This is a genomic window from Paenibacillus sp. J22FR5 (genome assembly GCF_059691975.1).
This window is the reverse complement of record NZ_JCAUAN010000018.1, coordinates 115,441-140,366: the sequence shown is the minus strand read 5'-3', so window position 1 is coordinate 140,366 and position 24,926 is coordinate 115,441. Positions and strand designations below refer to the sequence as shown.

Annotated in this window: 20 protein-coding genes and 1 other annotated feature; of the genes, 17 read left to right on the top strand and 3 right to left on the bottom strand. The window is 43.6% G+C overall.

From position 1 onward, the window contains the following. Positions 1-134: 134 nt before the first annotated feature. The 3 genes from AC58P7_RS21535 to AC58P7_RS21525 are packed head-to-tail and all read right to left on the bottom strand — an operon-like array spanning position 135 to position 4,049. The gene (locus AC58P7_RS21535; RefSeq protein WP_497346470.1) at positions 135-1,238 is read right to left on the bottom strand and encodes a GerAB/ArcD/ProY family transporter; all 1,104 of its coding nucleotides are present in this window, start codon (positions 1,236-1,238) and stop codon (positions 135-137) included. 30 nt (positions 1,239-1,268) lie between these two features. Next, positions 1,269-2,495: a Ger(x)C family spore germination protein gene (locus tag AC58P7_RS21530; RefSeq protein WP_497346468.1), complete on the bottom strand. Its 1,227-nt coding sequence runs from the start codon at positions 2,493-2,495 to the stop codon at positions 1,269-1,271. A 24-nt stretch (positions 2,496-2,519) separates the two neighbouring features. Next, positions 2,520-4,049 carry a spore germination protein gene (locus AC58P7_RS21525; protein ID WP_497346466.1) on the bottom strand — a complete coding sequence of 510 codons (1,530 nt, stop codon included), beginning with the start codon at positions 4,047-4,049 and terminating at the stop codon, positions 2,520-2,522. Between the two features lie 142 nt (positions 4,050-4,191). Next, positions 4,192-4,472 (top strand) — a binding site (T-box leader). Positions 4,473-4,568: 96 nt separating this feature from the next. On the opposite strand from AC58P7_RS21525, the gene ilvB reads away from it, so the two are divergent. The 17 genes from ilvB (at position 4,569) to AC58P7_RS21440 (ending at position 24,893) form a co-directional block, all read left to right on the top strand. Continuing rightward, positions 4,569-6,314: a biosynthetic-type acetolactate synthase large subunit gene (gene ilvB / locus AC58P7_RS21520; RefSeq protein WP_497346464.1), complete on the top strand. Its 1,746-nt coding sequence runs from the start codon at positions 4,569-4,571 to the stop codon at positions 6,312-6,314. Then, on the top strand, positions 6,311-6,799 hold the full coding sequence (gene ilvN / locus AC58P7_RS21515) for an acetolactate synthase small subunit (protein WP_056609108.1): 489 nt from the start codon (positions 6,311-6,313) through the stop codon (positions 6,797-6,799). The genes ilvB and ilvN overlap by 4 nt, the downstream gene beginning before the upstream one ends. A 136-nt stretch (positions 6,800-6,935) precedes the next feature. After that, positions 6,936-7,928, top strand: coding sequence for a ketol-acid reductoisomerase (gene ilvC, locus AC58P7_RS21510; protein WP_236291908.1), 993 nt, complete (start codon positions 6,936-6,938; stop codon positions 7,926-7,928). A gap of 161 nt (positions 7,929-8,089) precedes the next feature. Further along, positions 8,090-9,637, top strand: coding sequence for a 2-isopropylmalate synthase (locus AC58P7_RS21505; protein ID WP_497346462.1), 1,548 nt, complete (start codon positions 8,090-8,092; stop codon positions 9,635-9,637). Positions 9,638-9,728: 91 nt separating this feature from the next. After that, on the top strand, positions 9,729-10,925 hold the full coding sequence (locus tag AC58P7_RS21500; RefSeq protein WP_497346460.1) for an aminotransferase-like domain-containing protein: 1,197 nt from the start codon (positions 9,729-9,731) through the stop codon (positions 10,923-10,925). Between the two features lie 118 nt (positions 10,926-11,043). Further along, positions 11,044-11,499: a DUF2269 family protein gene (locus AC58P7_RS21495; protein WP_497346458.1), complete on the top strand. Its 456-nt coding sequence runs from the start codon at positions 11,044-11,046 to the stop codon at positions 11,497-11,499. Between the two features lie 272 nt (positions 11,500-11,771). Beyond that, entirely contained in the window at positions 11,772-13,307 is a 1,536-nt protein-coding gene (locus tag AC58P7_RS21490; protein ID WP_497346457.1) for a spore germination protein, read from the top strand. Then, positions 13,304-14,404, top strand: a complete 1,101-nt coding sequence (locus tag AC58P7_RS21485; protein ID WP_497346455.1) for a GerAB/ArcD/ProY family transporter — start codon at positions 13,304-13,306, stop codon at positions 14,402-14,404. The genes AC58P7_RS21490 and AC58P7_RS21485 overlap by 4 nt, the downstream gene beginning before the upstream one ends. Then, a complete protein-coding gene (locus AC58P7_RS21480) occupies positions 14,401-15,519 on the top strand; it encodes a Ger(x)C family spore germination protein (protein WP_497346453.1) in 1,119 nt (372 codons plus the stop codon). Before AC58P7_RS21485 ends, AC58P7_RS21480 begins: the two co-directional genes overlap by 4 nt. Positions 15,520-15,550: 31 nt before the next feature. Then, complete coding sequence (locus AC58P7_RS21475) at positions 15,551-16,651, top strand: GerAB/ArcD/ProY family transporter (protein WP_497346451.1); 1,101 nt, start codon at positions 15,551-15,553, stop codon at positions 16,649-16,651. Then, on the top strand, positions 16,648-17,766 hold the full coding sequence (locus tag AC58P7_RS21470) for a Ger(x)C family spore germination protein (protein WP_497346449.1): 1,119 nt from the start codon (positions 16,648-16,650) through the stop codon (positions 17,764-17,766). The genes AC58P7_RS21475 and AC58P7_RS21470 overlap by 4 nt, the downstream gene beginning before the upstream one ends. Positions 17,767-17,915: 149 nt before the next feature. Beyond that, positions 17,916-18,995 (top strand): 3-isopropylmalate dehydrogenase, encoded by a 1,080-nt coding sequence (leuB, locus tag AC58P7_RS21465; protein ID WP_497346447.1) that lies wholly within the window; start codon positions 17,916-17,918, stop codon positions 18,993-18,995. A gap of 217 nt (positions 18,996-19,212) precedes the next feature. Then, on the top strand, positions 19,213-20,241 hold the full coding sequence (locus tag AC58P7_RS21460; RefSeq protein ID WP_497346445.1) for a LacI family DNA-binding transcriptional regulator: 1,029 nt from the start codon (positions 19,213-19,215) through the stop codon (positions 20,239-20,241). Positions 20,242-20,455: 214 nt separating this feature from the next. After that, positions 20,456-21,733: an ABC transporter substrate-binding protein gene (locus AC58P7_RS21455; protein WP_497346443.1), complete on the top strand. Its 1,278-nt coding sequence runs from the start codon at positions 20,456-20,458 to the stop codon at positions 21,731-21,733. A 79-nt stretch (positions 21,734-21,812) separates the two neighbouring features. Next, on the top strand, positions 21,813-22,682 hold the full coding sequence (locus tag AC58P7_RS21450) for a carbohydrate ABC transporter permease (RefSeq protein WP_497346441.1): 870 nt from the start codon (positions 21,813-21,815) through the stop codon (positions 22,680-22,682). Continuing rightward, positions 22,679-23,503, top strand: a complete 825-nt coding sequence (locus AC58P7_RS21445; protein ID WP_497346439.1) for a carbohydrate ABC transporter permease — start codon at positions 22,679-22,681, stop codon at positions 23,501-23,503. Before AC58P7_RS21450 ends, AC58P7_RS21445 begins: the two co-directional genes overlap by 4 nt. A gap of 1 nt (position 23,504) precedes the next feature. Beyond that, positions 23,505-24,893 (top strand): glycoside hydrolase family 32 protein, encoded by a 1,389-nt coding sequence (locus AC58P7_RS21440; protein WP_497346434.1) that lies wholly within the window; start codon positions 23,505-23,507, stop codon positions 24,891-24,893. Positions 24,894-24,926: the final 33 nt, after the last annotated feature.

Genomic DNA, 24,926 nt, shown 5'->3' with positions numbered 1-24,926 from the left:
TATAGACATGATGAATATGACCTCATTCGTAGTTGTTATTAGATTAAAACACAAAAACCCGAAAGACGGGCACTTTTTTTCAAAGTGTCTATCTTTCGGGTTACAGTTCACGGGGGGCAGGCTCTTTTTATTTTTTAGATGTCTGAGGAGGTCTGCGGGGCTGGGATCTTTCGAAAGCGGATCACGATAAACATGATAAGTGGAATGATAACCTGGAAGATCGGATAAAGCTTCACGCTGACCTTAAGCCCTAGCCAAACGTGTACCGAATAGTTGGGTTCAAGGAACGAAGTGAAGAAGATAAGGCTGCCCACAATGACAAGCCAAGTGCCTTTCCGCAGGGAAGGGAAAATGCAGGCGAAAGCATACACAGCTCCCCAAAAGAAGGCGGTCATTTTGACAAATAAGCCAAGGAAGAGCAGTAAGGTGACGAGAACGTCCAAACGCTCAAAAATATCACCAACCTCAATGAGCTGCACAGTTTGTAGGAAGGGTAAGGTGCTGTTTGCGGCGAGTGTGGTGCCAAGTACCATAATGTTGATGATATTCATGAAAATCAAGAAAAGGGAGACGATGGTGTAAGCAGTGAGACTTAGCTTCTTCACTTTATTTTGTTCAGGCAACATGTGCCATACCATGAAAAAGATGATCGTCTGGCCGAAGGGGAAAGAAACCATATCAGGAAATGCCGCCTGAAGAACTGGTTTGAAGCCATTTTCCAGGATGGGAAGTACATTATCGAAGTGAATCAATTGTGCGATGCTGATCAGAAAAATAAGTAGACCATAGCTTATGGCTACGATCGGTAGTAGAGCTTCTGTCACTCGAAACAGCGTGTCCACTCCCATCATGATGGCATACGAAGCTAACAGTAGGATAATGAACATGGTAATGTATTTCGGTGTTGTGTTCAGTAAAGTGAGATTCGAGATTTCACCGAAATCACGCACGTTTCTCATGGATTCATAGGCAAAATAAATGGCAAAGAGGACGCCAAGGCAACTTCCGGCGATTTTGCCGAAACAGATCCGAAGGAGTCCAATGATGTCCTGATCAGGTGCTCTTTGTTGAATGGTAACCAACATAAACAGCAAGAGAAATCCAGCCGCTGCTGCAACTAACATGGCAATCCATGAGTCCTGCTTTGCACTGTTGCCTAGCGCGAAAAGCGGAGTGCTCCCGATTTCAAAAAGGATAATCATGACGACAAGTTGATAGTTCGTAATGCGATCTGCCAAGTCCCTCAGCCTCCTTCCTCTGATAACGTATCACTCACCTGAATCTTTGGTCATTTCCTTAAAGGATTTGCCGCTCATGCCGATTCTTGCGATTTTCACCTTGACCTGAGATTCGAATTGAAGCTTAGCAAAATGCTCTTCCCAATCAGGCTTAATCTGCTTCCATAACTTAGGGTCATGCTTATGTATCGAATCTGCGAATTGAAAGACATCTAGATTTTTCTGAACAGCGACCTGAAAGGCATCGGCCATGAGGCGTGTGATTTCGGCGCTTGCGATTTGTTCCAAGGTCTGTAAATCTTTCGGTTGTGTAGGGTCATTCGGACAGGCATTTTCATTGATGGTGCCAACTGCTTCTACATCGACATGCATGATCAGGCTCCCATCACTTGCAAGAATGGGCTTCATTTTACTTTTGCTATGATCGATTCCCAGTGCTACTTTAATATCTTTACTGCCTTTCGTACAACCAAAGTACAAGGTCGTCCGCTTGATTGTATTCCGAATCCAACTGATGCCATATTCTTCTTCGGGTGTAAACCAGCCCGCTAATTTATCTTTTTTGAAAACAGCCATTCTGCCAAGCTTAAGCTTATTGGTGAAGGATGTTTTTTTGAGAGAGGCAATGGTATCGTTTTCTCCTTCTCCAGAGATGATGATTTCGGGGACTAGTGTGAAGGGGGCGTCGCTCGCGATCCCCATCATCATTTGATAAATGGAAACTTGTTTGAAATTAGAGCTATTTTTATCCTCGTTGTGAATCATGTTTTTAATAGCGGCACCTGGCACTTTTTCCAAGGGGACAATTTGTTCCAGAATCTTTCGCCCTTCGCCGCTCGTGACTAATAAGCCGACCGTCTCACGTGAATCTGAATTGCGTAGGTAGACGTCTAATAGCTGAGAAATACCCTCTTTAGCCGCCTTTTCTCCGATGACAACCACACGATTATGAGCAAAAAAAAGTGATCTTGGCATTTCTAAGCTGGATTGCTGAACAGCACCCCGAATCGAACCGCCGCTTGTCGAGAAAACCATAACAGGTGCTTGCTGCCCAGGGCTACCCCCCGTGCTGGAGATGGATTGTGGAATAACAACCTGATACGAAACGGTCCATACTTTCCCATCCCAATCAATGGCCGTTGCCGAGGTAATAGCAAGTTGGTTCAGTTCTTTTCGATCCCAACAACCTGTAAGCAGCAAACCGCATATACTGAGGATCATCAGACACTCCATGCAACGTATGATGTTCTTATTCATGTCGATAACCTCCCAGAGGATGTCTTAGGAACGATCTTTTCTAGGCGGAGAAGGTTTATCATAAGGCACATTTCTTGATGTGTTCGTTCGTGAAAAAGGACGCAAACCAGTTAACCATCTTGGCACACGGATCAGTGTATCCTTAATAGAGCTTACAACCAGTGGAGCGACAGGAGTCAAATAGGGGACGCCAAAGGAACGAAGTGAAGCTAGATGAATCAAGATTGCCATGCAGCCTGTTAAGATGCCGAATAAGCCGAAGGAACCCGCGAGTAACATCAGCCCGAAGCGAATTAATCTGGCAGCAACGGCCATATTCAATGCGGGTGTCACGAAGTTCGAAATCGCTGTGAAGGAAACGATGATAACCATGGCGGCAGAGACTAACCCAGCTTGAACAGACGCTTGACCAAGCACAAGCGCTCCTACGATCGAAATGGCCGATCCGATAACGCGTGGCATGCGTACTCCAGCTTCGCGAAGCACCTCGAAGGTGACTTCCATGAGAAGCGCTTCTAGTAGCGCTGGGAAGGGAACGCCTTCGCGTTGTGCGGCCAAGGAGATGAGCAAGGTAGTCGGCAGCATTTCCTGATGAAACGTCGTGACAGCGATATAGAGGGAGGGGAGCAGCATCGAGACGAAAAAGGATATATACCGAATAGCTCGTATAAACGTCGCGATGTCAAAGCGCTGATAGTAATCCTCACTCGACATCATAAAGCTGAAAAACGTAACTGGTGCCTGTAAAACGAAAGGTGTGCCGTCGACGAGGATCGCAATCTGACCTTCGAGAAGGCCTGCGGCCACCGCATCAGGACGCTCGGAATTCATGATGGTAGGAAAAGGAGAGTAGGTCACATCCTCGATGTATTCCTCAATATAGCCGCTTTCTAAAATGCTGTCCGTATCAATTCGCTCTAATCGCGTTTTGGCTTCCTTCACGACCCGTTCATCGGCGATGCCCGCCAAATAGGAGATGACAACCTCTGTTTGGGTATATCGGCCAATCCGCATGGAAATAAATCGAAGATCTGGTGATCTTATTTTTCTTCGTAATAAAGATGTGTTCGTTCGAATATCTTCTGTAAAGCTTTCTTTGGGACCTCGGACAACGGTTTGCGTTTGCGGTTCATCAATTGCCCTCTTATCCCAGCCTGCGGTGCCAGCAATAATGGCCTCGTCATAGCCATCCGCAATGAGAATGGTATTGCCACCCAGAAGGGCAGTGAGGACGTCAGTTCCTTCACTACTGAAGGATAGTTCACTGATCGTAATTGCTTGACACAGCAAATCATGGAAGCATATATCTTGCTGCCAATATGATTCGTTCTCATGGGCGGTGAGGAGAGGCTTTGAAACATGTTCATTCAAAATATCATATTGGACAAGCCCATCGATGTAAAATAAAGCAACGCTGTTCGTTTCGGGATAAACGCCAATTTCTAATTGTCGATAGTACACATCTGAACTTTGCCCTAATTGATGTTGAAGCCATTTTACGTTGTCTTGTAGAGATGTGGACATGGGGAAAGGGACTTGCAGAGACGGTTTCATTGTAGGCCTCCTCAGAACTTTCCATAGAATTGGTATTATCTTCTCTCAACTCCCATTGTTTTATTCGATCTACCTATTGACTATTGCCCTTCGGATGCATATAATAATCTTTAATCATATTTGATATGGTGAAGCATACGAATGAATCGCTATGAAGAGGAAGAAGTAATAAGGGCACTTATGCGCAGAGAGCGTTGGACTTGCTGAAACCATCGCCTTAATCCCTTACGTACGAAGTCACCTCGGAGCTGTTTTCCTGAAACATGCAGGTTGCCTGTACGTATTAGGGAAAATCGGAAGAGCACACGTTATCGTGCTGAGGGTAATGTTCGTTCATGAACATACCTGCTAAGGTTATGTGCTGTGAGGCATATAGCAAATTTGGGTGGTACCACGGAAGCTTAAACCCCTTTCGTCCCGTTGAACACGCTTTGTGCGTGTGCGGGATGATAGGGGTTTTTCTTATTTTCATGGAAGCTTGACAATGACACGTATTGACTTTTTGAGAGGAGGATCACAATGAATGTTCAAACTGAACCAAAACGCTCTAAAGAAGAACTAATTGAGAAGCTGACGCAGCCAGACCTGATTACAGGCTCCGAAATTTTGCTAAGAAGCTTATTGCTGGAGGGTGTGGATTGCGTCTTTGGATATCCAGGCGGCGCTGTATTGTACATCTATGATGCGATGCATGGTTTTGATGATTTCAATCACTTATTGACTAGACATGAACAAGGCGCAATTCACGCGGCCGACGGCTACGCTCGTTCGACTGGTAAAGTTGGTGTATGTATCGCAACTTCCGGACCGGGGGCTACGAACCTCGTCACAGGTATTGCTACAGCATATATGGATTCTGTTCCTCTGGTTGTTATTACAGGTAACGTAGCGACGAACTTCATCGGTACAGATGCTTTCCAAGAAGCTGACATTACCGGCATTACAATGCCGATTACAAAACACAGCTATTTGGTAAGAGACGTAAATGACCTGCCGCGTATCATTCATGAAGCCTTCCATATTGCGAACTCAGGTCGTAAGGGGCCGGTTCTCATTGACATACCAAAGGATGTCTCCGCTCATAAAACGATATTTAAGCCGGCAAAGGATGTAAGCATTCGTGGTTACAACCCTACGGTTCAGCCTAACAAGCTGCAAGTGGATAAACTGATCAAAGCCATTGAAGAGGCAGAACGTCCGGTTATCATCGCAGGGGGCGGCGTAGTGTATGCGGATGCTTCGAATGAATTGATCGAATTTGTTAATAAAACACGGATTCCTGTCGCAACAACCTTGCTTGGCTTAAGCGGCTTCCCAAGTGCACACGAGCTATGGCTCGGAATGCCGGGAATGCACGGAACGTTTACAGCTAACACAGCGATCCAGAATGCAGATCTGCTTATCTCCATCGGTTCCCGGTTTGATGATCGGGTAACGATGAATTTGAATGGTTTTGCTCCAAGGGTGAAAGTGATCGCTCATATCGATGTGGATCCAGCGGAAATCGGGAAGAACGTGAAGACGGATATCCCTTGCGTAGGCGATGTGAAAGCCGTTCTCGAGTATGCCAATACGAAAGCGAAACCGGCGAATAACGAAGCTTGGATCGCTGAACTGCAAGAAAGCAAAGAGAAGTTCCCGTTGAAATACGGCGAAACAGAGACTGAGCTGAAGCCACAATACGTTATTGAAATGATTAGCGAAACGACCAAAGGTGAAGCGATCATTACAACAGACGTTGGGCAACATCAAATGTGGGCTGCGCAGTTCTACCGCTTCAAAAATCCGCGCTCCTTGGTAACGTCCGGTGGACTTGGCACTATGGGCTTCGGCTTCCCATCCGCGATCGGCGCTCAAATGGGGAACCCGGATAAACTGGTTGTTTCCATCAATGGAGACGGCGGCGTTCAGATGTGTGCGCAAGAGCTTGCGATCTGTGCGATCAACAACATTCCTGTTAAAGTTGTTATTATTAACAACCAAGTGCTTGGGATGGTTCGTCAGTGGCAAGAAATTATTTATGAGAATCGCTATAGTCACATTGATTTGGCAGGAAGCCCTGACTTCGTTAAGCTTGCAGAAGCTTACGGTGTGAAAGGCTTGCGCGCAACGACGAAGGAAGAAGCGAGAAAAGCATGGCAGGAAGCCCTCGATACACCGGGGCCTGTCGTTATTGATTTCGTCGTACCGAAGGGCGAGAACGTGTTCCCAATGGTTAAAGCGGGCGATACAATTAGTGACATGTTAATGGGGGATTCGGAATGACAACTAAACATACAGTTTCCGTACTCGTAAACAATCAGCCTGGTGTCCTGCAACGTGTATCTGGTTTGTTCGGACGCAGAGGCTTTAACATTGAAAGCATCACTGTGGGAGAGTCCGAGGAAAACGGACTTTCCAGGATGGTTATCGTAACCACGGGTGATGACAATACACTGGAGCAAATCTCCAAGCAATTGTACAAGTTGATCGACGTTATCAAGGTTGTTGATCTGAGCTCCAATCCGATGGTAGCCAGAGAACTCGCACTGATTAAAGTAAACGCTGAGCCGATTATGCGTCCTGAAATTCTAGGTATCGTTGAAACGTTCCGCGCAGCAGTTGTTGATATCGGACCTGCTTCATTGATCGTGCAAGTTGTTGGAGATTCAGATAAAATAGATGCTATGGTCGAATTGCTTCGTCCTTATGGCATTCGTGAGCTTTCCCGTACGGGCGTTACCGCGATGATTCGCGGTTCGGTTAAATAAAAGATATACTCATTTTCAACGAGAAGTAAGCTCTCTTTGAGTGGGGGTTTCAGCGGATTACCACGGTAAATCGTTGAAACACCCACTCAAGGGGTAGACAAAACGGATTCATTATATCAAAGGAGGATTTATTCAAATGGCAGTTACTACTTACTATGAAAAAGATGCAGATTTAGCGGTACTTAAAGGTAAAACGATTGCAGTTGTTGGTTATGGTTCCCAAGGGCATGCACAAGCACAAAACTTGCGTGACAGTGGGTTGAACGTTATTATCGGACTTCGTGAAGGACGTTCATGGAACGCAGCTAAAAACGATGGTTTCGAAGTTGTATCTGTAGAAGAAGCAGCACGTCGCGCTGATGTTATCCAAATTTTGATGCCGGATGAAACGCAAGCTCGCGTATACCGTGAGTCCATTCAACCGAACATGAAAAAAGGCGCAGCTATCATGTTCTCCCACGGATTTAACATCCATTTCGGACAAATCGTTGCTCCTGAAGGTACAGATGTATTCCTGGTTGCTCCTAAATCCCCTGGTCACATGGTACGTCGTACGTACGTTGAAGGCTTTGGTGTACCTGGCTTGATCGCAATCGAGAAAGATGCGACTGGCAATGCAAAAGCAATCGGTCTTGCTTATGCAAAAGGTATCGGCTGTACACGTGCAGGCGTTATCGAAACTTCTTTCCGTGAAGAAACAGAAACGGATTTGTTCGGTGAGCAAGCAGTTCTTTGTGGCGGTGCTTCTGAACTGGTTAAAGCTGGTTTCGAAACATTGGTTGAAGCGGGATATGCACCTGAAATGGCTTACTTCGAGTGTTTGCACGAATTGAAATTGATCGTTGATATGATGTATGAAGGCGGACTTGCTTCCATGCGCAGCTCCATCTCCAACACAGCTGAGTACGGTGACTATGTAACTGGACCTCGTATTATCACAGCTGAAACGAAAAAAGCGATGAAAGAAGTTCTTTCCGATATCCAACAAGGTAAATTCGCTCGCGACTTCATCTTGGAAAACCAATCCAACTTTGCATTCATGAACGCAACGCGTCGTAACGAAGCTCAACACCCTATCGAGGTTGTTGGTTCCCAATTGCGCGAAATGATGCACTGGATCAAAAAGTAATCTTTCGGTATTATTAAATCTAATAGCTGTACATTCCACAGGGAGTGATTGAGGAGAATTTCCCAATTGCTCCCTGTGAATACTATAACGACTTGGAAACAAGATCTTAGCAAATGCTTACGAAGCAAGTTTTCTATCGAAAACTTTTAGGAGGTGACATGGTGCGTAAAATTTATATTTTTGATACAACACTTCGTGACGGTGAGCAATCGCCAGGTGTGAACCTGAATACACAGGAGAAGGTCGAGATCGCTTTACAGCTTGAGAAGCTGGGTGTGGATCGGATGGAGGCTGGCTTTCCTGCGGCATCACCAGGGGACTTGGCGGGTGTAAACGCAGTAGCTAGAGCGGTTAAGAATGCTTCTGTCATCGGCTTGTCCCGTTCAAGAGAGAATGATATCGAGGCTGTGCGTGAAGCCCTTCAGGGTGCACAGGATCCTTGTATCCATCTTTTCCTTGCAACGTCTCCGATTCACCGTCAGCATAAGCTGCGGATGGAGAAGCATCAGGTGCTGGAAACGGCTGAAGCGGCGATTAAATATGCGAAGAAATATTTCAGCAAAATCGAGTTCTCTCTTGAAGATGCTGGACGTACGGAGCTGGACTTCATCGCTGAAGTGACAAATATGGCGATTCGCGCCGGTGCTTCTGTCGTGAATATTCCGGATACCGTTGGCTATATGACACCATATGACTACGGTAACATTTTCAAAATGCTGAAGGAAACCGTGCCAGGCATTGAGAAAATCCAACTGAGCGCGCACTGCCATGACGACTTAGGCATGGCTACTGCGAACGCGCTCGCTGCGGTTCTGAATGGTGCTGATCAAATCGAAGGCACCATCAACGGGATTGGCGAGCGAGCAGGGAACACCTCGATCGAGGAAGTCGTCATGGCGCTGGAAACACGCCAAGACTTCTACCAAGCGAAAACTTCGCTTGTGCTGAACGAGATCTACCGCACCAGCCGTCTAGTCAGCAAGCTGACGGGCATGGTGGTTCCAGGCAACAAGGCGATTGTTGGCGCTAACGCCTTCGCGCATGAGTCTGGCATCCATCAGGATGGTATGCTCAAAGAGAAAACGACGTACGAGATTATGTCTCCAGAAACAATCGGCGTTAAGGAAAGTAAGCTCGTTATGGGCAAACACTCCGGACGTCATGCATTCCGTGAGAAGTTAATTGATCTCGGCTACGAGCTCGGCGACGAGCAAGTAAACGTGGCTTTTGCCAAATTTAAGGATTTGGCAGATCGTAAGAAGCAGGTAGAGGACGAAGATATTCGTGCCTTGATCGAAGAGAAATTGATCGAGACGCCGGAAATTTTTGCACTTGGTACGCTTCAAGTTGCATACGGCAACCAAATGACACCAACTGCAACGGTTCACGTTCGCTTCCAGGATGGCAGCGAAGTGGCTGAAAGCGCGGTAGGTAACGGTTCGGTTGACGCCATTTACAACGCGATTGATAAAGCAACGAAGGAAAACGTGGAGCTTGACGACTATTCCATCAAATCCGTTTCGCACGGGAAAGATGCGCTTGGTGAAGTTCACGTGGTGCTGAAGCAGGACACCATTTCTGTGCAAGGACGCGGTATTTCGACTGATATTCTGGAAGCTAGCGCGAAGGCTTATCTGGACGCTGTGAACAGACTGATTGAGAAACGCAAAAACCCTACAAGTAACAGAAGCAACGTTACGTTAATATAATCTCTTAGCGACATGGCAACCCGGATTAGCACCTCACCTCCACGATTAGAGGAGAGGTGCTTTCTACAAATGCGAAAGGATGCGTCCCTGTATGAAATATCGATTTTCTAAATCGTTGGAAGGCTTCTCATCGTCAGCTGTAAGAGAAATTCTTAAGTTGACACAAGGGAGCTCGATTATTTCCTTTGCTGGCGGATTGCCTGCTGAAGAGTTTTTCCCATTAGACGCTGTCAGTGAAGCGTTCACAAGAGTTGTTGGCGGCGGAAAGTCCGCGCTGCAATATGGTTTGACAGAAGGCTATAAGCCTTTGCGCGAATCCCTATGTAAGCGGATGGCTGCGAAAAACATGCTGGTTACACCAGATGAGATGCTGCTCACGACAGGTTCGCAGCAAGCGATCGATCTGTTGACACGCGTGTATATTGATGAAGGCGATGTCATTCTCGTCGAAAGTCCAACGTATTTGGCCGCGATCCAAGTGTTCCAAGCCAAAGGCGCGAAAATCTATTCCGTTAATAGCGACAGCGACGGCATGATTCTTGAGGATTTATCAGCTAAAATTGCTCAGTATAACCCGAAAATGGTATATGTCATTCCAACCTTCTCCAACCCTGCGGGTCGTGCATGGAGCTTGGAACGCCGTCAAGGTTTGCTGGATATTTGCCGCGGCGCTGATGTTCTTATTCTGGAAGATGACCCGTATGGGGAAATCCAGTTTGACGAGAACGAAAGCTACCCGACGATCTACTCGCTAGGTGGTAAAGCGGAGGGCGGAAATGTCGTTTACACGAGCACCTTCTCCAAAACCGTTGCCCCTGCTTTCCGTACAGGTTGGGTGATGGGCGACGAGTCCATCATTCGTCAGGTTGCACGCTTTAAACAATCCGCGGATCTGCATTCCAGTACGATCGATCAGCAAACGCTGTATCATCTGCTTGAGCATTTCGATCTGGACGCTCACATTTCACTCATTCGTGAACAGTACCTGGATCGGATGAAGTTTATGTCAGGTCTGCTCGCTGAGCTGAACTGGCCAGGTCTGAAATGGGAAGAGCCAAAGGGCGGTATGTTCATTTGGGTTGAGCTTCCTGAGCAAATTAACGCCGCGGATTTGTTGAAAATCGCGGTCAAAGAAGGCGTTGCCTTTGTTCCCGGTGCTACCTTTTACGCAGAAAATCCACAGTACAACACGATGCGCCTGAACTACACGCATACCGATCGGGAAACCACGATTCTGGGTATGAAGAAGCTAGCGAAGGCTATGGAATCGTATTTGCAAAACGCATAAGATCGACAACCAGCACTCAATGCCATTGGCTTTGGGTGTTTTTTTGTGCGTAGGCTCGGAAACCGAGCTTAAGTCTTAGCGCCCTGACGATAGGCTCGGATATGCTTACGCGATAGCGTTGACTTGGAATTATTTCATTCATGTTTTATCTGCCATCATCGGGGTTGGCCCAACGTTTTTTGCTCATGTGCTGCTTAGAAAAAATCAAACGTTAGAAGAGCTGCGGATGTCCTTACGCGTGGGAAGTCGGTTGGAGATATTCCCCAAAATCGGCGGCTCCCTTGCCGTACTTACTGGGTTGTTATTGATTTGGTTAGGCGATTACGGATCGTTCATGCAGATCTGGTTGTTCGGTTCACTTGTGGCCTATATCATCATTCAAATTATTGCGATTGGTTTTGCGACGCCTTATCAGAAGAAGCTGGGAGGCTGGGTGCTGGACCCTAGCAATGAAAAGGTGACTGCACTTCCTGGAGAGCAGCTGCTGCAATGGGTGAAGGCGCGTAATTATTTCTATGCGGCTTCGGCTGTCGGTCTCGTTTTATTCGTCTTCATGATTGTAAAACCAAGCTAAGCTCAAGCCCTTCCTTGCCGCAAGGTAAGAGGGGCATTTGTGTATGAGGAAGCTTGCGAAGGAGATGGAAATCGAATTGCAAAACACCTAAAAATAGATTTAAAGCGCCCTAAGCTTATTAGCTTTGGGTGCTTTTTATACCTTGGGTTGAATTATTCTTGAAAATACGATGAGTTCTTTGCATTTGTTTGAAATAAAGTTGGTTGGCGAATAATTTTACCTAAAAGTGGGAAAATATTCTGTACATGTCATATAGGAATGGTGGTGCAAGGATGGTATCGATTCGGAGATGGTTAAAAGGAATAAAATCAGATCCAAGTAAGCAATCCTCCGTTCCTCTACATCAATCGGTTTCAGGAGTCCTTGAACATGACCTCGATACCTTGCAAACATTTTTTACTTTTGCTCCAGATCTTGTTACACGTCAGTTTCAATTAAGAACAGGGGACAATGCCATTCTTGTTTATTTGGAAGGGCTCATTGATAAATCAGCGATCAATAATAACATCTTATACCCTCTTATGTATGAACTCGAGTCGATTAATGATATTTGGAACTCTTCCATTACGATTTCAAAAACAGAAATTATCACCTTATGGACAGATATTGAAAACGCGATTTTTCAAGGTAAAAGCAGCCTAATTATTGAGGGACAGAAGCGTTCACTTATTTTAGATACTCAAGGCTGGCCTCAAAGAGCGATTAAAGAGCCGCAAATCGAATCGACGCTAAAGGGGTCACATCAAGGGTTTGTCGAGACATCGGGGCAGAATATTGCCTTAATCAGACGCTATCTTCCAAATCGCGAACTAAAAATAAAAGAATATTACGTCGGTTCTCGGGGAAATACGCGAGTGTCTATCATGTATCTCGAAGATGTAATACAACCTAATATTGTGAAAGAAATGGAGGATCGATTGTCGCAAATTAATGTGGATGCCATTTTGAATACGGGAGAATTAGCGGAGTTTATTGAAGATCATCCGATAAGCCTATTTCCACAGTTAATTATGACGGAACGTCCGGATTCGGCTGCAGCTCATATTTTGCAAGGGAGAATAGTACTCGTTGTCGACCACTCCCCCAGTGTAATCGTGGCTCCTGTTACCTTCTCGGCGTTCTTTCAAAGTGTTGATGATTACAGCAATCGCTGGCTCATTGCCACTTTCCTACGTTTATTGCGCTTTCTAGCCTTAATTACGACGATCTCTTTATCGGCTATCTATATAGCCATTGTTTCGTTTCATTATGAAGTACTTCCTCTGGCTCTGTTGGTATCGATTGGGGAATCCAGAGCAAAGGTACCTTTTCCTCCGATTGTTGAGGCGTTTCTTATGGAGCTAGCCCTAGAGATGTTAAGGGAAGCAGGATTGCGTCTACCGGGACCCATCGGACAAACGATAGGCGTCGTCGGAGGTATTGTCATCGGCCAGGCGGCTGTGCAAGCAGGAATTGTGAGCAATATAATGGTTATTATCGTTGCCATCACGGCCATTTCCTCTTTTATTATCCCTGATTATGATATGTCCTCCTCACTGCGGTTGCTTCGCTTTCCAATGATGCTTCTGGCTGCTGTGTTCGGTATGGTGGGCATTGTGATTGGACTGATGATTATCGGGGCGCACCTAATTTCAATGGAATCGTTTGGCATCTCCTATGGAAGTCCGGTTGCTCCGATCCGACTGTCTGATTGGAAAGACGTATGGATTCGACTCCCAATGTGGAAAATGAAAAAACGCCCAGTCTCTGCCGATCCAACTCAACTTATAAGACAGGGTACAAACAGAGAAGGTGAAGATCAAGCATGAATAAATATGCGTTTAATCAAATTTCTTTGAACCAATACATTTTGATTCTATTTGAAACGCAAGTCGGGATCGGTGTCTTATCCCTTCCCCGCGATATAGCTAAAACTGCGGGTACGGATGGATGGATATCCATTTTATTGGGTTGGATTTTGTCCATGCTATTAAGTTTAGTCGTCATTCAAATTATGAATAAGAACCCTGGATCTACGGTGTTCGAACTTTTATCTCAATACTTTGGTAAGTGGTTGGGTAAAAGTTTATCTGTTCTTTGGATTCTGTATGCGGCATATGCAGCAAGCGTGGTCATGTTTTCATCGGTCTATATCGTAAAGCTATGGATCGTACCTGATATACGGGAGTTTATCTTGATGATCCTGTTTATCATCCCTGTCTATATCATCACGAAGCATGGGATAAGGGTGATCGGTCTCTTTGCTGAACTCGTTTTTGTTATCTCTTGGTGGATGCCTTTCTTGCTGTTGTATGCATTAAAAGATACCCATTGGTTATTCCTTCTTCCAATCGCTAAAGAAGGCTTGTTTCCCATTCTATCTACCGTAAAATCAACAATCCTTTCTTTCCTTGGGTTTGAAATGGCTTTCATTCTATATCCGTTTCTAAAGGACAAGAAATCCGCGTCGAAAGGAATTATGATTGCAAACTCTTTATCTATGATTGTATTCGTCATGGTGACCGTAATCAGTTTTGTTAGATTTTCTCCAGATGAGATCAAAGATTACACTTATCCCACGCTTAACTTACTGAAGCTGATCCAATTACCGTTTTTAGAACGGTTGGAAATCATTTTTCTTTCCGTATATTTGTTTACGTTGTTTATGACGATCATTCCCTACCTGTATACAGCTGTGCTGGGCGCAAGTCAATTATTTGGCAAGCAGGATCATCGAAATATATTACGAATATGCATGTGCTTATGGCTCCTCTCTTCATTCTTTTTCCTCCCTTCTTCTTCCCAAATAAATCAAATGGGCAGATCGTGGGGGATGGCAGGTACTTATTTCGCGTATGTGCTTCCCATTCTCCTTTGGATCTACGGATGGCTTTTCCATCCCGCTAGAAAGGAACAAAAGCAATGATAAAATGGAGGGGCATTCTTTTGACTTGGGCAGCTTTATCATGTTTAACGGGGTGTGGCAAGGAAGCCTATATAGAGAATCAACGATTTATGTTTGCTGACGGAATAGATGTTGATGAAGATAAGAAGTTGGTCATCTACACAGCTAGTCCTGTCTTCAGTAGAGAAGCCAAGGATAAATATAAAATCACAACCACAACTGCGGATACGCTTCGTATTGGTAAGAAACAGCTCGAGGCGAAAATAAACGGCAGTTTTGGCCCTGGAAAATTGCAAACTATTCTTATAGGAAAAAAATTGCTGCAGCAAACCGATGTATTACCCTACTTAGATGTCTTCTTTCGCGATCCTAAAAATGAAACAAATGCAAATATGATTGTGGTTGATGGGTCTGTGAAAGAGGTGATGTATGCAAATATGAGTGATAAAGGCCAATTGGGAAGCGTGATCAAACAAATGGTAGAAAGCACATATAAAGACAGAATTTCAGTACTAACTACATTGCAGAAATTCCATCAACAAATGATGGATAATGCAATAACGCCAAGCATAACTGAAATGAGAGTAGAGAAGGGTGAACTTGTTATTTCAGGTACCACTCTTCTACATAAAGATGGTACCTACGCTACTTCTTTGAATAATCAAGAAAGTGCTCTACTGTTATTGTTGCAGCGCAATACGAATAATCCCATACCGTTAACGTTTCACCTTCCTCCTGACATATTTCATACGGATGAAGAAATGTCTTATGTGAGTTTTAGTATTAACAAGGTAAAAGTTAACTTCAAGTCAAAATTCGGAGAAAGTCATCTTACAATCGATATCCAGATGAAGGTTCAGATCGATTTAACGGAACGCTTGTTTACTTTAGACATGGAGAAACAGAGAAAACAATTGGAACAAGCAATTGAAGAAGAATTAAAAAAAGAATGCCAGGATGTCATCAAGAAGGCTCAAAAGCATGGAGTCGGCCCCTTTGGTTTTGGGATTTATGTGAGAGCACACGATTATAAAAACTGGAAGAAGATAGAGGATAACTGGGTAAAAACACAATCTGAAGCAACTGTAAATGTTTCTCCTAAAGTTTCTATCAAAAGTATCGGTGTTTCCGAATAAAGCTAAGCCAATAGAAAGGGGAAGATTAACCATGAGCAAATATTCGTTTAATCAAATCTCCTTGCTTCAATATATCCTTATCATATTTGAAACCCAAGTTGGGATCGGGGTCCTATCCCTACCCCGCGATTTAGCTAAAACTGCAGGTACCGACGGATGGATATCGATTATATTGGGGTGGATGGTGTCTACACTGCTAAGCTTAGTCATCATACGAATTATGGAGAAAAATCCTGAGAATACTTTATTCGAACTATTATCTAAATACTTTGGTAAGTGGGTGGGTAAAGGTTTAGCAGCAGTATGGGTTCTGTTTGCGGCATATTCAGCAAGTATAGCTATGTTTGCAACGATTCATATCATGAAAATATGGATCGTTCAGGATATACGGAACTACATCTTAATGATCCTGTTTGTCATTCCCATCTATATGATTACCAAGCAAGGAATAAGAATGATCGGACTCTTCGCTGAGCTTGTTTTGATTGTCACTTTGTGGATACCTATCTTATTGTTATTTGCACTAAAGGATATCCAATGGATGTACCTTTTTCCAATAGGGAAAGTTGGCGTGTTTCCCATTCTGTCTACCGTAAAATCAACCATTTATTCTTTTCTTGGATTTGAACTGGCTTTTATCCTTTATCCTTTTCTTAAGGACAAGAAATCAGCATCCAAGGGAATTGTGATTGCAAATTCATTATCGATGATTGTCTATGTAACGGTTACAATAGCCTGTTTTATTAGATTCTCTCCAACTGAGGTCACAGATTACGTATATCCCGTGCTTAATTTATTAAAGGTTATCCAATTGCCTTTTATGGAACGGCTGGAGATCATTTGCCTGTCCTTTTATTTATTTATGATATTTATGACGATTATTCCTTATCTCTACGCGGCTGTACTAGGAATAAGTCAATTAGTAGGCAAGCAGGATCATCGAAACGCTCTACGAATACTCTTATTCCTTTGGATCTTATTGCCATTCTTTTATATCCCAACTTCTTCCCAAATAACTCAAATGGCCAATTTGTGGGGGATAACAGGTATATATAGCGCCTTCGTATTCCCTATTTTTCTTTGGATTTACGGGTGGATTTTTCATTTCGTAAGAAAGGAACCGAAATCATGAAAAAATTCAAACCTATTTCTTTGACATTGGCTGTTTTAATGTTCGTAGCTGGATGCGGTAAAGCCGTATATATAGAGAATCAACAGTTTATTCTTACGGAGGCTATTGATTTTGATGAGAATAATAAGTTAGTCGTATACACATCAAGTCCTGTTTTCACTAAAGAAGCCAAGGATCGATATAAAATCACGTTCGCAAGGGCTAATACGTTGCGCAAATCAAAAGGGGAAATTAATAGTAAGACGAGCGGTAGCCTTGCTTATGGAAAATCGCAAAATCTTCTCATAGGAAAAAAACTACTGCAGCAAAGAAACCCATTTCCCTATTTAGATGTTCTCTTCCGGGATTCTCGAAATGAGATTAATGCGAATGTGATTGTGATTGATGGGACCGTTAAAGATGTGATGTATACGAACATGAGTGATAAAGGCCGAATCGCCAGCGTGATCAAAGATCTTGTAGAAAGTACTTATAAGAGCAGGGTTACCGTACAAACTTCACTGCAGCAATTTCATCAACAAATAAAGGATAAAGGAATGACACCTGCTTTAACTGAAATGAAACCAGTAAAAAATGAACTCGTCATTTCAGGTTCTGTTCTTTTACATAAGGATGGCACCTACGCGACTTCTTTGAATCCTCAAGAGAGTTCTCTGCTTATCTTATTGCAGGGCAATACGAAAAATAGCATTCCGTTAACGTTTCACCTTCCTCCTGAAATGTTCCATACGAGCAAAGAAATGTCCTTTGTGAGTTTCAATATCAAAAAAGGAAAGCCTAAGATTAAGACGAAATTCGAAGATGATCATTTGACAATCGATATCGAGATGAAGGCTCAGATCGATTTGACGGAGCGATTGTTTGCCTTAGACGTAGAGGAGAAAAAAGAACAGCTAGAACAAGCCATTGAAAAAGAATTGAAAGAAGAATGCCAGGCTCTAATCAAGAAAGCTCAAAAATATCAAATAGATCCCTTTCAGTTTGGCATCCATGTACGTGCACATCAGTATAAAAGTTGGAAGAAGATAGAGGATAATTGGGGAAAAGCCTTATCTGAAGCAACCATAAATGTTTCACCTGAAGTGATCATCAAAAGTATTGGGGTTTTAGAATAGTAATAGAGAAGTGTTAATAGGTGATACCTATAAATGCGATAGCTTTTATATCTAAAGAAGAGAGTCTGCTTATGATACAATGATAACAGGATTGAACGATAAGAATGCTAACGAACAAGGTTTGCTAAAATAAGGAGTGAATGATTGTCATGGCTGATGTAAAAAAAATTGCGGTAATTGCTGGGGACGGTATTGGTCCAGAAGTCGTTGCTGAAGCAGAAAAAGTATTGAAACGTACCGAAGAATTGTTCGGATATCAATTTGAAACAGAACACGCTCTATTTGGCGGAATCGCAATCGATGAGAAAGGTACACCTCTTCCGGAAGAAACATTGAAAGTTTGTCAATCCGCAGATGCTGTACTTCTAGGAGCTGTTGGTGGTCCGAAATGGGACAACAATTCCAAAGAGCTTCGCCCTGAAACAGGTCTTCTAGGTATTCGTAAAGCGCTTGGCTTGTTCTCCAACATTCGTCCTGCATTCATTTTTGATTGCTTGAAAGAAGCTTCCACATTGAAACCGGAAGTTCTAGAAGGTACAGATTTGATCGTTGTTCGTGAGTTGACAGGCGGTATTTACTTCGGTGAGAAATTCCGTCGTGAAACAGCTAACGGTCAAGAAGCGGTTGATACTTGTGCATACAATGTAACTGAAATCGAGCGTATCGCGCGTCAAGCGTTTGACATTGCACGCACGCGTCGTAAGAAGCTTGCTTCCGTTGACAAAGCAAACGTACTTGAAACTTCCCGCCTATGGCGCGAAACGGTTAACCGTATCGCGGTTGACTACCCAGATGTTGAGCTTGAGCACGTATTGGTTGATAATTGTGCGATGCAATTGCTTCGCCGTCCGTCCAGCTTCGATGTTATCGTAACAGAGAACATGTTCGGCGACATCTTGAGCGACGAAGCAGCGATGCTAACTGGCTCCATCGGCATGCTAGCATCCGCTTCCCTAGGCGAAGGCAGCTTCGGCTTGTACGAGCCGGTACACGGCTCTGCACCTGATATCGCAGGTCAAGGTATTTCCAACCCAATCGCAACAATTCTTTCCGTTGCCTTGATGTTCCGTTTGACTTTCGGCTACCACGAAGCAGCAGATTCCATCGAGCGTGCTGTGAAAGAAGTATTGGACGCAGGTCATCGTACAGGCGACATCGCAGTGGATAAGAGCACAGCGATTGGTACGCTTGCAATGGGTCAATTGATTGTAGACGCAATGCGCAAATAAGCAAATTAGCTTGTCCGACGAGGCATTAGATGCTTCGGAGGACAGGCTTTTTTATTTGAAACATGAAAGCGGGAGTGGACATATTTTAGTTGTTAAAACATCTTTGAGGTGAATATTTTTACTTGATAAAAAAATGAAAGGGGTTGCAGAAAAATTTAGAAACTGATATAATTTATTTTAATTAGTAAATAAATTAACTAAATAAGGCGTGATATGAATGGCGACAATTAAAGATATAGCTGAACAAGCCAAAGTATCTTCCGCAACCGTTTCGCGTGTATTAAATAATGACCTCAGTCTTTCTGTGAGTGATGAAACGCGGGATCGTATCTTTCAAGTTGCAGAAGAAATCGGATATAAGCCTAGCCGAGTTAAGCGGTTGAAAAAAGAAAACGAACTATCGAACAAACAGATCGGCTTACTTCTTTGGATCTCATCTGATGATGAGAAGGAGGACCCGTATTTCTCATCCGTGCGACTCAGTGTTGAGAAGCGGTGTGAAGAATTGGGCATCGCCATCGGCAAGGTAGTTAGAGGAAACAATGTAGATCCTTCAGCGTTTCATCAGATGGATGGACTTATCGTTGTGGGTTCTGTGGACATGGAGGATATTGAAAAAATATATCCGAATCGAGCTGCAGTTGTTTTAGTTAATCATTTACTAAATACTTCGAGCTATGACTCCGTCAAACTTGACTTTCAACAAGCAGTGGAAGATGTGCTCGGACATTTGTTTCACTTGGGTCATCAGAAGATCGGAATGATCGGCGGGTTCGAATATGTATATAAACTTGGACCGAACAAAAAAGGACCAACCAATGTTGATATACGACAACTTCATTTTGAACGCGTCATGAAAGATAAAGGATGGTATAACCCGGAGTACATGTATACCGGTGAATGGAATACGGCAAGCGGATACGAATTAATGAAGGAAATGCTGGGCAAATCAGATCGTCCAACCGCCTGTTTTATCAGTAACGATCCGATGGCGATCGGTGCCCTTCGAGCATTACATGAAAACGGGGTGGAAGTGCCAAGTGAAATGGCGATCATTGGATTTGATGATATTGATGTTTCCGCTTACGTGAATCCACCTCTTACTAGTGTGAAAGTATTCCCAGAACAAATTGGCAGATCGGCTGTACAGCTTCTTGTAGAACGATTTGAAGGGCGAGAGCCTGTCCTGCATGTCACGATTGGAACGAGCTTGGTAGTTAGGGAGAGTTGTGGAGGAAAGAAATAATCTTAGCCTTGTTGAACGAGCATTTATATTTTATTAAGGAGGTGATTATGAAAAAGGGACCCTGTCAATTGTCGCACGCAGAACAACGTCGGAAAAAAACAAAAAAAGAACCCAAGCCATAAGGCTATGGGCAAAAAGAAAAACAATTCATTTTAATTGTATCCAAAAGAGAGAGACATTTCAAACAAAATTTGTGAGTTGGGGGATTTATTGAATGAAAAATATTCTTAAAGTTGTTACTGTTTCGTTGACCGCTATTTCTCTCTTGAGTGCTTGCGGGGCGAAAAGTGATACCCAAACTAGTACTTCACCGAATGCAGCGCAGTCCAGCCCGGCTGCCACGGGAAGTGGTAAGAAAGTAGAACTGCAATTCCTTCAATATAAACCTGAAGCGCGTGACACGTTTGATAAATTGATTACAAAATTTGAACAGCAAAATCCGAATATCCATATCGTCCAAGATAACCCGCCTGACGCATCCACTGCTCTCAAAACGAAAGTTGCTGCTGGTGAAGTGCCGGATATCATTGCAAACGGAGGAGACAATGTTTATGCGACTTTAGTGCAAGCTGGCGTCCTAGCTGATTTCACTAACGCTCCTGAACTGAAAAACATTCCTGATGCTTATATCAAGACCCTGCATGACATTTCCAAAACCGATAAGACGTATGCTATTCCTTACGGCGTTAATGCAAACGGCATCATTTATAACAAGAAATTGTTTAAAGAGATGAACTTAACAGTTCCAACAACATGGGACGAATTCGTAGCTCTCTCCAAAAAAATTCAAGATGCCGGTAAACTTCCTTTCTATTTCACTTTCAAAGATTCCTGGACAACGCTGCCGTCCTATAATGCATTTGCTGCAAGTACACAAGGTGACGATTTCTACGCGAAACATGAAGCAAAGCAAGCGAATTACACAAGCAATTATAAAGAGGCTACAGAAAAGTACCTTCAATTTATAACATTTGGCCAAAAAGACACCTTTGGTAAAGCTTACAACGATGGCAATGTTGCTTTTGCGAACGGTGAATCCTTCATGTATGCACAAGGCGTTTGGGCAATCGCGGATATCAAGAAAGCAAATCCAAACGTCGAAGTTGGGGTATTCCCTTACCCAGTCACCAACGATCCGAACAAAAACAAGCTCATTTCTGGCGTAGATCAACTTCTAGCGATGTCGGCGAAAACGAAGTATCCGAATGAATCCAAGAAATTTATTAACTTCCTACTTGATCCTGAAAATGCGAAGGATTATGTCAAGGGTGTCAATACGTTCTCCGCAATCAAAGGGGTTGTGCAGGATGATCCATCTGTAAGCGACCTTAAGCCTATATTCGAAAAGGGCCTGACTGCTGACTTCATCGACCACTATGTGCCAAGCAGCATGAAACTTGATCAATTGCTTCAAGAAGTCATCGTGAAAAAAGACATTCCGGCTTTATTGAAGACGATGGATGACGAGTGGACGAAAGCAAGTAACCGATAATAAGTTAAAGTGATGGGGATGAAATTGAGGGCATTGCTCTTTTCGTTTCATCCCTTTTTCTTTACAAAGGAGCTTTTACATGCGAAAAAATAGGAGTACGTTTTATTGGATGGTCATTCCGGCCGTCATTCTTTTCTTTGCCTTTCATACGTTTCCTGTACTTATGGGTGTATTCTATAGTTTCACTAACTGGAACGGTTTATCACAAACCTATCATTTGGTGGGATTTAAAAATTACGTGAATGTATTTAAAGATAGCAACGTTTATCACGCATACTGGTTTACCTTCAAGTTTGCCATTCTAACAACGATTATCGTGAATATGATCAGCCTTTCGGTGGCTATGGGACTAAATTCTCGCATCAAGCTGAAAAATACATTTCGAGCGGTTTATTTTCTTCCTAATATCCTAAGTATTCTAATTGTTGGTTTTATTTTTAACTACTTTTTTTCCAATATATTGCCGGATATGTTCACTAAAATTGGCATGAGCAACATGGCATTTAATATTTTAGGTCGACAGGAATGGGCTTGGGTGGGGATTGTCATTGTCACAGTTTGGCAAGCGACTGCTTTTAACATTATTTTGTATTTGGCGGGACTGCAGACCATTCCTGCTGATCTATACGAGGCGTCGAGTTTAGACGGTGCGGGAAAATGGAAAGAGTTCTGGCATATTACGTTTCCGATGATTGCACCCTTTTTCACCATCAATATGGTGTTGGCGATGAAAAGTTTTCTGCAGGCTTTCGATCAAATTGTTGCGCTCACCCAAGGTGGTCCAGCAAAGGCGACGATGTCGATCTCATACCTGATTTTCACGGATGGATTTCAAGGCGGTTCCTTTTCTTATCAGTCGGCTAATGCCGTCCTCTATTTTATCGTTATTGTGGTCATTTCGATCATCCAGCTCAAGATTCTGCAAAGAAGGGAGATGAGCTTACAATGAGTGAAAACCGTACAAATTGGACTGTCACTTTCTTAATTGCATTGGGTTCGCTTATTGTCATATTTCCACTATATATGACCATAATGATCGCCGTAAAAAGTCCGCAGCAAATGGCCTCTTCCGTATTGGCATGGCCTACAGAGTGGCATTGGAATAACTTCTCAGAAGCTTACAAGATGACCAACTTCTCACATGCTTTTACGAACAGTGCTATTGTGACGGTAGGTGCAGTAGTTTTTACTCTTCTAACGAATTCATTAGTGGCCTATGCAGTGTCTCGTAATATGGAAAAACGGTTTTTCAAAATGCTTTACTACTATTTCATTAGTGCATTGTTTGTTCCATTTCCCATTATTATGCTGCCAATTGTTAAAGAAATGTCAAAGCTACACTTGAATAATCCATATGGCCTTATCATTTTGTATGTCGTTTACGGTATCTCATTTAATATGTTTTTGTATGTTGGTTATTTAAAGAGTCTCCCAATTGAATTAGAAGAAGCCGCTGTGATGGACGGCGCTAGTATTTGGAGTACGTTCTGGAAAGTCATTTTTCCGCTCCTTAGTCCGATTAATTCGACTGTAGCCATCTTGACTTGTATTTGGGCCTGGAACGACTTTTTGCTGCCGCTTATTATCCTTAGCAAACCATCGATGGCCACTTTGCCGCTGGTTCAATATGTGTTCCAGTCTAAATTCAGTGTGAATTATAACTATGCCTTCGCATCGTATCTCATGGCCTTGCTTCCGATGATTGTCGTATATGTAATTGCGCAGCGTTGGATTATTAGCGGCGTCATTCGAGGAGCAGTGAAATCCTAATATGAATGCATATAAACCAACGTATCATTTCACGGCGAAGAGTGGATGGATCAACGATCCGAATGGGCCTATTCACGTAAATGGGGAGTATCATATGTTTTACCAGCATAACCCGTATGGAGATGAATGGGGGACTATTCATTGGGGGCATTCGAAGAGTAAGGATCTCGTGCATTGGGAGCATATGCCGCTTGCGCTATACCCCTCTCTTGAACAAGGAGAGGAGCATTGCTTTTCAGGATGTACCGTCATGGTTGGAGGTAAGCCTGCAATCCTTTATACCAGCATTGGAGTGGGAGAGCGGAATGCCAGAACAGGTGCTCAGCAATGGTTGGCTTTCGGCAGCGATGATCTCATTCATTGGGAGAAATCCCCGGCTAATCCGATTCTGAAGCCGGAAATTCATGGAGACATGGTTATCGAGGAATGGCGGGATCCTTACGTTTGGGAAATGGACGGATCATGGTTCATGGTCTGCGGAGGAACTCAAAACAACAGAGGATGCGCGGTTCTTTATCGCTCGAACGATTTGTTGTCATGGGAATTCTTAGGCATTATGGCTGATGGACCGGAGAGAGTCTGGGAGTGTCCCAATCTATTTCAACTAGGCAGTAAATGGGTTCTTACTTATTCTCCGGATGAAGAGGATAATCGGGTACGATATAAACTGGGTGTCTTAACAAAGGAGTACCGGTTTATTGAGGAGTACACGGGTATTTTGGACTATGGTGGTCGAGAGGGATTCTATGCCGCGACTACGTGTAAAGACGAAAATGGTAGAAGAATCTTGTTCAGTTGGATGCCGGACAGTGCAAGAGGAAGCAGTAAGGTGATCAGTGGCTGGTCGGGAGTTCATAATATCCCACGATTGTTGTCTTTGAATGAGGAGACCAAACGTCTTCAAATTGAGCCTATCCCAGAACTTCAATCTTTGCATAGTGAGCATTGGTCGCTTGGTTCGGGATGGATTGAAGGCGAAATGGCGATAGGGATCCAAGGAAAAGCGTTGGAGCTTTCCGTTATCATTGATCGACAGCAAAGCAGCGGCATCTTCGGTATGTCTTTATTCGGTTCACCGGATGGCGAGGAAGAAACGTTGCTTGAAATCGACTTCACGAAGTTGATGGTCGTGTTGGACCGTTCAAGATCAAGCAAGGACCCGGATGTACACCGGCATGAATTGACTGCTAACTTTTCTCAGATCAATGGTAATGATCTATTAATACGAGTGTTTGTTGATCATTCAACGATAGAGGTGTTTATTCAGAATGAGATTGCCATGTCTGCACGTGTGTACCCTATACGTGACGATAGTGAGCATGTACGCATATATGCGAATGATGGGACTGTGTATTTAAAATCTTTAGATGCTTGGCAAATGAGATTATAGTCGTCAATAACGGTTGTAAAGTGTCCCAAAAAG

Bases quoted from the DNA above. Each gene is read 5' to 3' on its own strand.
- ilvC (WP_236291908.1), top strand. From the start codon at position 6,936: ATGGCAGTTACTACTTACTATGAAAAAGATGCAGATTTAGCGGTACTT.
- ilvN (WP_056609108.1), top strand. From the start codon at position 6,311: ATGACAACTAAACATACAGTTTCCGTACTCGTAAACAATCAGCCTGGT.
- AC58P7_RS21530 (WP_497346468.1), bottom strand. From the start codon at position 2,495: ATGAATAAGAACATCATACGTTGCATGGAGTGTCTGATGATCCTCAGT.
- AC58P7_RS21525 (WP_497346466.1), bottom strand. From the start codon at position 4,049: ATGAAACCGTCTCTGCAAGTCCCTTTCCCCATGTCCACATCTCTACAA.
- AC58P7_RS21450 (WP_497346441.1), top strand. From the start codon at position 21,813: ATGCGAAAAAATAGGAGTACGTTTTATTGGATGGTCATTCCGGCCGTC.
- leuB (WP_497346447.1), top strand. From the start codon at position 17,916: ATGGCTGATGTAAAAAAAATTGCGGTAATTGCTGGGGACGGTATTGGT.
- AC58P7_RS21490 (WP_497346457.1), top strand. From the start codon at position 11,772: ATGGTATCGATTCGGAGATGGTTAAAAGGAATAAAATCAGATCCAAGT.
- ilvB (WP_497346464.1), top strand. From the start codon at position 4,569: ATGAATGTTCAAACTGAACCAAAACGCTCTAAAGAAGAACTAATTGAG.
- AC58P7_RS21485 (WP_497346455.1), top strand. From the start codon at position 13,304: ATGAATAAATATGCGTTTAATCAAATTTCTTTGAACCAATACATTTTG.
- AC58P7_RS21460 (WP_497346445.1), top strand. From the start codon at position 19,213: ATGGCGACAATTAAAGATATAGCTGAACAAGCCAAAGTATCTTCCGCA.
- AC58P7_RS21445 (WP_497346439.1), top strand. From the start codon at position 22,679: ATGAGTGAAAACCGTACAAATTGGACTGTCACTTTCTTAATTGCATTG.
- AC58P7_RS21475 (WP_497346451.1), top strand. From the start codon at position 15,551: ATGAGCAAATATTCGTTTAATCAAATCTCCTTGCTTCAATATATCCTT.
- AC58P7_RS21500 (WP_497346460.1), top strand. From the start codon at position 9,729: ATGAAATATCGATTTTCTAAATCGTTGGAAGGCTTCTCATCGTCAGCT.
- AC58P7_RS21470 (WP_497346449.1), top strand. From the start codon at position 16,648: ATGAAAAAATTCAAACCTATTTCTTTGACATTGGCTGTTTTAATGTTC.
- AC58P7_RS21455 (WP_497346443.1), top strand. From the start codon at position 20,456: ATGAAAAATATTCTTAAAGTTGTTACTGTTTCGTTGACCGCTATTTCT.
- AC58P7_RS21480 (WP_497346453.1), top strand. From the start codon at position 14,401: ATGATAAAATGGAGGGGCATTCTTTTGACTTGGGCAGCTTTATCATGT.
- AC58P7_RS21440 (WP_497346434.1), top strand. From the start codon at position 23,505: ATGAATGCATATAAACCAACGTATCATTTCACGGCGAAGAGTGGATGG.